Source organism: Ureibacillus sp. MALMAid1270, from assembly GCF_049202975.1.
Classification (GTDB): domain Bacteria; phylum Bacillota; class Bacilli; order Bacillales_A; family Planococcaceae; genus Ureibacillus.
Window position 1 is genome coordinate 67,917 of sequence record NZ_JBMIRP010000085.1, and the last position, 7,968, is coordinate 75,884.

Below are 7,968 nucleotides of genomic sequence, written 5' to 3' on the forward strand. Positions count from 1 at the left end.
TTATTTTACAACGATATTTACTAATTTACCTGGTACCGCAATAACTTTAACGACTTGTTTCCCATCAGTAAATTCTTTTACTTTTTCATCTTCTAAAGCTTTTTGCTCTAATTGTTCTTTAGTTGCATCTTTCGCAACAGTTACTTTTGTACGAACTTTACCATTTACTTGAACGACTACTTCAACTTCATCATCAACAAGTTTTGATTCGTCGTAAGTTGGCCATTGTTCATAAGTAATTGTTTCAGTATGACCAAGAATTTCCCAAAGTTCTTCCCCTACGTGAGGTGCAATTGGTGCTAATAATTTTACGAATCCTTCTGCATATTCAGTTGGAATCACTTCAGCTTTATAGCAATCATTAATGAACACCATCATTTGAGAAATAGCCGTATTGAAGCGTAAGTGTTCATAATCCTCTGTCACTTTTTTCACTGTTTGATGATATGTTTTTTCAAGTGTTGTGTCAGTTGAATTTTGAATTTTCTCAGCTAGAGTGCCTTCATCAGTTGTAAACAAGCGCCATACACGGTCTAAGAAACGACGTGCTCCATCAAGTCCATTAGTTGACCAAGCAACAGAAGCGTCAAGTGGTCCCATGAACATTTCGTATAGACGAAGTGTGTCAGCACCATGGCTACGGATAATATCATCAGGGTTTACTACATTCCCTTTTGATTTAGACATTTTTTCGTTACCTTCACCTAGAATCATTCCTTGGTTAAATAACTTTTGGAATGGCTCTTTCGTATGAACAACACCTAAATCATAAAGAACTTTATGCCAGAAGCGAGCGTAAAGTAAATGAAGAACAGCATGCTCTGCACCACCAATGTAAATATCAACTGGTAACCAGCGTTTTAACAATTCTGGATCAGCAATTGCTTTGTCATTTTTCGGATCGATATAGCGTAAGAAGTACCAGCTTGAACCTGCCCATTGTGGCATTGTATTCGTTTCACGACGACCTTTTTTACCAGTAACCGGATCTACTACATTTACCCATTCTTCAATATTTGCTAATGGAGATTCACCTGTACCAGATGGACGAATATCCTTTGTTTTTGGTAATTCTAATGGTAGTTGATCTTCAGGAATCGTAGTCATTGTACCATCTTCCCAGTGAATAACTGGAATTGGTTCACCCCAATAACGCTGACGAGAGAATAACCAGTCACGTAAGCGATAAGAAATTTTCTTCTCACCTACACCTTGTTCTTCTAACCAAGCGATTGCTTTCGAAATACCATCTGTTTTGTTTAGGCCGTTTAAGAAATCTGAATTAATATGTGGACCATCGCCAGTGAAAGCTTCTTTTTCAATGTCTCCGCCTTCTAGAACCGGAATGATTTCTAATCCGAATTCTTTAGCGAATTCATAGTCACGCTCGTCATGAGCAGGAACAGCCATGATTGCTCCTGTACCATAAGAAGCTAAAACATAATCAGCAATCCAAATTGGAATTTGTTTACCGTTAATTGGATTTACAGCATATGCACCTGTAAATACGCCTGTTTTTTCTTTAGCTAAATCTGTACGCTCTAAATCAGATTTCATTTTCACTTTTTCTAAGTAGGCTTCAACTGCCGCGCGTTGTTCTGTAGTCGTAATTTCTTCTACTAACTTATGTTCAGGTGCTAATACACAGTAAGTTGCTCCAAAAAGTGTATCTGGACGAGTTGTGAATACCTCGAATCCTTTATCACTATTTGCAACTCTGAATTTCACTTGTGCACCTTCAGAACGACCGATCCAATTTCGTTGCATATCTTTAATTGATTCTGGCCAATCCACTTCTTCTAAATCGTCAAGTAAACGATCTGCATATTTAGTAATACGTAATACCCATTGACGCATTGGACGACGCTCTACTGGGTGACCACCACGCTCTGATTTACCATCGATTACTTCTTCGTTAGCTAAAACTGTTCCTAATGCTGGACACCAGTTAACAGGAATTTCATCCACATAAGCTAAATCCATTTCTACTAATTTCGTAAAAATCCATTGTGTCCATTTATAATAACTAGGATCAGTTGTATTAATTTCACGGTCCCAATCGTATGAAAAACCAAGTTCTTGAATTTGACGTTTAAATGTCGCAATGTTTTTTGCTGTAAATTCTGCTGGGTCATTCCCTGTATCTAAAGCGTATTGTTCAGCTGGTAGACCGAATGCATCCCATCCCATAGGGTGTAAAACATCAAAGCCTTGCATTCTTTTATATCGTGAAAGGATATCAGTTGCAGTATAACCTTCAGGATGTCCAACGTGAAGACCTGCTCCTGATGGATACGGGAACATATCCAATGCATAAAATTTAGGTTTCGAAGTATCATCTAATGTTTTAAATGATTTATTATTTTCCCAATATTGTTGCCACTTTTTTTCAATTTGTCGGTGATTAAAACTCATTGGTTGATCCTCCTTAAGATAAGATAACTATATAACTTCACTATTACTTCGACATGAAGGAATGCGTATTGGTTCGTAAACGCTACTATTTAGTAGAATATCCTATATAGGATAAAATTAACAAAATATTTCAAAAAATAAAAAAACTCGCCCCATTCCTATACAGAAGGGACGAGATGTTTACTCCCGCGGTACCACCCAACTTAGTGACTAGCACTCAGCTTAATTCCTTAACGCAGAAAACGGTTTTAGCTATATTTCACTAAAACTGACTCCTAGGCGAGTTCGATTTCTCCACTTACTAGCTTACACCAACCGCTAGCTCTCTAAAAAGCTTTAAAATCTACTATTCCTTCTCATAGTCGTTCATATTAATAATGAATTCATTTTAATGTAAATATTCAAAAAGTACAAGTGTTATTCAAATTATCACTACGTTTACTAAATCTTGTTAGTTAATATATTCTGTTTAGTAATGTTCTGCTACAGTTTCTTTGCTTTCATTGGTCGGTCATATAGTAAACAAGGAATAATTGCGATGATGAATATGACGCAAAGCACCCAAAGTAATGTTTCCATATTGAATTGGTCGACCATGACGCCGCCAAAAAATGGTCCAATCATTCGACCAATAGAACCGAAGCTTGTCACAACCCCTTGATACATGCCTTCTAATCCTTTTGGAGATAAACGGCTTGCGATCGCAGGAATAGCTGGCCATACTAAAATTTCACCCATCGTAATAATGATCATAGCAATTGCAAAAATAGTAAAGCTCTCAGCAAATTGTATTACGACAAATGAAAGCATCATAATTACGACACCTACAACCAATTGGTATTTAATTTTATGTTCATATCGATTTAATAGTGGGCTAACAAATGGTTGAATCGTAATGATTAATAGACCATTGATCGTCCAAACTAATCCATACTCTTTTAAACTAATTCCTAATCCTTGCATATGAGCTGGCATTGTCGAAGCCCATTGTGAGTAGGCAATCGTTGCTAATAAGAAAACTGTGCTAACGATTAACAATGAGTATAAAGTTGATTTATCTTTCTTCTCTTTATTAATGACAATTTCATTTTCCTTTTTATCCTTGGTAGGAACTTTCCCTTCTAAATTTCGATATCCGAAAAATGCGATGAGGAAAAAGAGAATGTACATTCCTAAATTAGCCATAAAAATATAAGTGAAACTAAATTCTGCTATGGGACCAGCTAAAGCAGGACCTATAGCTACCCCGACATTCTGAGCGATATACAACGTATTAAATCCTCTTCGACCACCTTCTGGCCAAAGAACTCCTACCATGGCAAACATGGATGGAAATACAATACCACTACCGAATCCCATAATCGTTAAAAATATGACATAATGTGGCCAACCATGCCAAAGCGTTAAACCTGTTAATGCAAATATCGTGACCCCAATTCCTAGAATGATAGATTTATATCCTCCAATTTTGTCGAATAAAAAACCACCTATTAAACTACCCAATACACCTGCACCAGAGTTAATCATTAATATAAAGCCAGCAACTGTTAACGTTTGCCCTAGGTGATCATGTATGTATACTGAGTTGATCGGCCAGATTAATGAATTCCCTATATTATTAACTAACATCCCTATTACTAAAAGCCAAATATTTTTAGGCATGAAGTATCCTCCAATTACACTAATGGATCGTAAAAATCTTTAATTACAAATTTCATCCACAAATGGTCAAAATAATGTCTTTTTTCAGCAAAAAACCAACGAAAGTCTTTCAATCTTTTCTGCCAAAAAATAATAGTATTATTCTTTATAAAAAAGCACAAGAAAAAGTTTAGCGATACGAAAGATAGTAATTTTTCTGAAATTTCTACTATGGTTTCACTATTGTACGCTTCCCTTTCACGTGTGATAAAATAGGTCAATAGGAGTGTGAAATAAATGTCTGAACAGAAATTTCCCTTTCCATCAGATGGAAAGCGTTATTATACATGGAATCGTTATTTAAGAGATACATTTGGCCATAAAGTTTATAAGGTCGCATTAGATGCAGGTTTTGATTGCCCAAATAGAGATGGTACCGTCGCATTTGGTGGTTGTACTTTTTGTAGTGCGGCAGGCTCTGGTGATTTTGCAGGTGACCGTGTAGATCCAATACCTGTACAATTTGAAAAGATCAAATCGAAAATGCAGGAAAAATGGAAAGACGGTAAAACGATGGCTTACTTTCAAGCCTATACTAATACCCATGCTCCCCTACCAGTATTAAAAGAGAAATTTGAAGCAGCATTAGCTTGCGAAGGAGTTATGGGGTTAAGTATTGCTACAAGACCTGACTGTTTACCAGATGATGTTGTAGAATATTTAGCAGAGCTAAATGAGAGAACATATTTATGGGTAGAACTTGGACTTCAAACAGTTCACGAAAAAACAGCAAATTTAATTAATCGTGCACATGATTATCCAACATACGTAGAAGGTGTAAATAAACTACGTAAACACGGCATAAGAGTTTGTACACATATCATTAATGGTCTACCACTAGAAGACTATGACATGATGATGGAAACAGCACGTGAAGTTGCGAAATTAGATGTTCAAGGAATTAAAATTCACCTACTGCACCTTTTAAAAGGGACGCCTTTAGTTAAGCAATATGAAAAAGGAATGTTAGAATTTCTTGAAAAAGACCAATACATTAACCTTGTTGCAGATCAGTTAGAAATTATTCCACCAGAAATGATTGTTCACCGTATTACTGGTGATGGACCTATTGATCTAATGATAGGTCCTATGTGGAGTGTCAATAAATGGGAAGTATTAAATGGTATTGACGCTGAGCTTGAACGACGTGGTAGCTGGCAAGGGAAGTTCTACAATGCGGAGCTGAAGAAATAATGAAGTTACAACGTGTTTTACAATATGCGAAATATTTACTTTCCGAATCAATCGAAAAAGGCGAGATTGCTGTTGATGCAACTGCTGGAAATGGTCATGATACATTATTTCTAGCTGAATTAGTTGGAGAAGATGGACATGTTTATGCATTCGATATTCAGCAAGACGCAGTAGATGCAACCATTGCACAATTAAAAGAGAACGGTTTAGAACACCGCGCAACTGTCATATTGGATGGTCATGAACATATTGAAAAATACGTAACACAGCAGATTGCAGGTGCAGTCTTTAACTTAGGTTATTTACCTGGTGCTGATCACAGCATTATTACCAAAAGTGAAACGACTATTCGCGCTATCGAAAGTTTATTAAACTTATTAAAAATTAATGGACTTATCGTTTTAGTTATCTATCATGGACACGAAGGTGGAAAAGAAGAACGTGATGCGGTAATTGATTTTGTCAGCCAATTACCTCAGAAAAATTACAATGTATTACGTTATGAATTTATCAATCAAAAAAATGATCCGCCTTTTATTATTGCTTTAGAAAAAAAGAAGTAAATTCCAAAGAAAAAGCATCGCGATTATCTCGCGATGCTTTTTTCCTTACTTTTTTGTGCGTCAGCGTTACCTTTTCCATTTTCCTTATTACGAGTTTCCCAGAATTCAGCATTTTTAATGCCCAGCTTAACTGGGTCAAATACAGGATCTTTCCCTTCTTTTCTTTGTGCCTCATAATCTTTTAGAGCAACAAGTGCAGGCTTCATTAAAATAAGGATAGCAATTACATTGATCCAAACCATTAGTCCAAGGCCAAGATCTCCTAAACTCCAAGCTAAGTTGGACTCACGAATCGCACCGTAGAAAGTTGAAACAATTAATACGACTTGTAATAAACGGGTAAGAATCTTTTCTGTACTTCCTGTAAATAAATAAGCAACATTCGTTTCAGCAATATAGTAATAAGCCATGATTGTTGTAAATGCAAAGAAGAATAATGCAATTGCAACAAATCCTGACCCAAAATTATTAAATGCAGTGAAAGCTTCATTGACTGCTAATTGAGTAAATTCTGTATACGTTTGACCTGCAACATTTTCTACTATTAGCTCACCGTCTGCACTTCCATTATTTACGTTATATGTACCCATAAATAAAATCATTAATGCAGTAGCAGTACAAACAACTAATGTATCAATGTAAATTGAGGCAGTTTGAACTAACCCTTGTTTTACAGGATGAGATACTTCTGCAGCTGCTGCAGCGTGAGCCCCTGTCCCTTGTCCAGCTTCGTTTGAATAAATAGCACGTTTTACACCCCATGCAATAGCGGCACCAATCATCCCGCCAAATGTAGCATCTAGCGTAAAAGCACTAGAAAAAATAAGTGAAAAAACAGCCGGTACTGCTGTGATGTTCATAAAAATAACGATAAATGCTAATAAAACATAAGCAATAGCCATAAATGGAACTATGATTTGTGCAGCATTTGCAATTCTTTTTACACCACCAATAATGATGAAACCAAGAATAGCAACTACGATTAAGCCAGTAATCCATGGTTCAATGCCAAATGCATTATTAACTGCATCTGAAATCGCATTCGATTGAACACCTGGCATTAAAATGGCAACAGCTAATATAGCAGAAATGGCAAAAACAACACCAAACCAACGTTGACCTGTACCCTTTTCAATATAATAGGCAGGTCCACCACGATATACGCCGTTTTTCTTATCTTTATAAATTTGAGCTAATGTCGACTCAACATATGCAGTTGATGCACCTACGAATGCAGTCACCCACATCCAGAAGACTGCACCTGGACCACCAAAAGCAATTGCAGAGGCAGTACCAATAATATTACCTGTTCCAACACGACCTGATAAAGCCATAGATAATGCTTGGAAGGATGAAACACCAGCCTCTGATTTTTCCCCAGTAAACATTAGAACAAACATATCTTTAATTCTTCTAATCTGGACAAATCTAGTTAAAATTGTGAATAACAAACCGACAGCTAGTATCCCGTAGATCATAACTGGTCCCCATAATAGATTATTTAACCAATTCACGATACTTTCCATCTTCCCTCAACTCCTTCTTTTAATCTATCTTTATTAATCAGTTTTTAATATATTATAAATTTTCTGATTATTCAATACTATTTCAGTATTATTTGAAGTATATTATTATAGAAGGAATGGGTATTTTTACCTTTTAGATAGATAAAATTTCACTAGTGTCGCATAAATTTTAACTGAATTTTCAGTCTTCTACCTTTTCCGTTTTAGAAGAAAAACAAAGACACTTGAACAGAGGTAGTAAACATCCATTTTTTTACTATAGCCTTTGACAGGTGCGACAGTGACGGGAAACCCTTTATGGGACCGCTTTTCCGGCGATTTTTCGTAGCCATAAGTGGGCGGATTTCCATGGTGCTGCTTTGAGTAAGCGACTGATTTTTAAGTACGTTTTCGTGCTATTTGTGTGTAGCTGTGCCAGCACATGCAGACAATACACAATCATCGCGATGTATACTTGGTTATGTACGCCCTGTTCGCTTTGTGCGTAGAACTTTTTGATGTTCAAGTGCTGCTTTAACCATTTGAAAAACAACTCAATCGTCCAGCGTGATTTGTACAACTCAGCGATT

General features: G+C 36.4%; 6 protein-coding genes and 1 other annotated feature. Of the genes, 2 read left to right on the forward strand and 4 right to left on the reverse strand.

The genetic code is table 11. The annotated features are described in order from the left end of the window. Both leuS and ACOQFO_RS11315 read right to left on the reverse strand, forming a co-directional pair. Entirely contained in the window at nucleotides 1-2,415 is a 2,415-nt protein-coding gene (gene leuS, locus ACOQFO_RS11310; protein WP_421689768.1) for a leucine--tRNA ligase, read from the reverse strand. Nucleotides 2,416-2,579: 164 nt separating this feature from the next. Further along, nucleotides 2,580-2,784 (reverse strand) — a binding site (T-box leader). Between the two features lie 114 nt (nucleotides 2,785-2,898). Beyond that, complete coding sequence (locus ACOQFO_RS11315) at nucleotides 2,899-4,077, reverse strand: MDR family MFS transporter (RefSeq protein WP_421689769.1); 1,179 nt, start codon at nucleotides 4,075-4,077, stop codon at nucleotides 2,899-2,901. A gap of 276 nt (nucleotides 4,078-4,353) precedes the next feature. Between ACOQFO_RS11315 and ACOQFO_RS11320 the strand changes: the two genes are divergently transcribed. Together ACOQFO_RS11320 and ACOQFO_RS11325 are read left to right on the forward strand one after the other, a co-directional pair. Further along, entirely contained in the window at nucleotides 4,354-5,310 is a 957-nt protein-coding gene (locus tag ACOQFO_RS11320; protein ID WP_421689770.1) for a TIGR01212 family radical SAM protein, read from the forward strand. Continuing rightward, nucleotides 5,310-5,873, forward strand: coding sequence for a class I SAM-dependent methyltransferase (locus ACOQFO_RS11325; protein ID WP_421689771.1), 564 nt, complete (start codon nucleotides 5,310-5,312; stop codon nucleotides 5,871-5,873). Before ACOQFO_RS11320 ends, ACOQFO_RS11325 begins: the two co-directional genes overlap by 1 nt. 23 nt (nucleotides 5,874-5,896) lie before the next feature. Here the strand turns inward: ACOQFO_RS11325 and ACOQFO_RS11330 are convergent, their stop codons facing one another. Then, on the reverse strand, nucleotides 5,897-7,399 hold the full coding sequence (locus ACOQFO_RS11330; protein WP_421689772.1) for an alanine/glycine:cation symporter family protein: 1,503 nt from the start codon (nucleotides 7,397-7,399) through the stop codon (nucleotides 5,897-5,899). Between the two features lie 295 nt (nucleotides 7,400-7,694). After that, nucleotides 7,695-7,968, reverse strand: a 274-nt coding sequence (locus tag ACOQFO_RS11335) for a transposase (RefSeq protein ID WP_421689773.1), incomplete at its 5' end; no start/stop codon positions are given.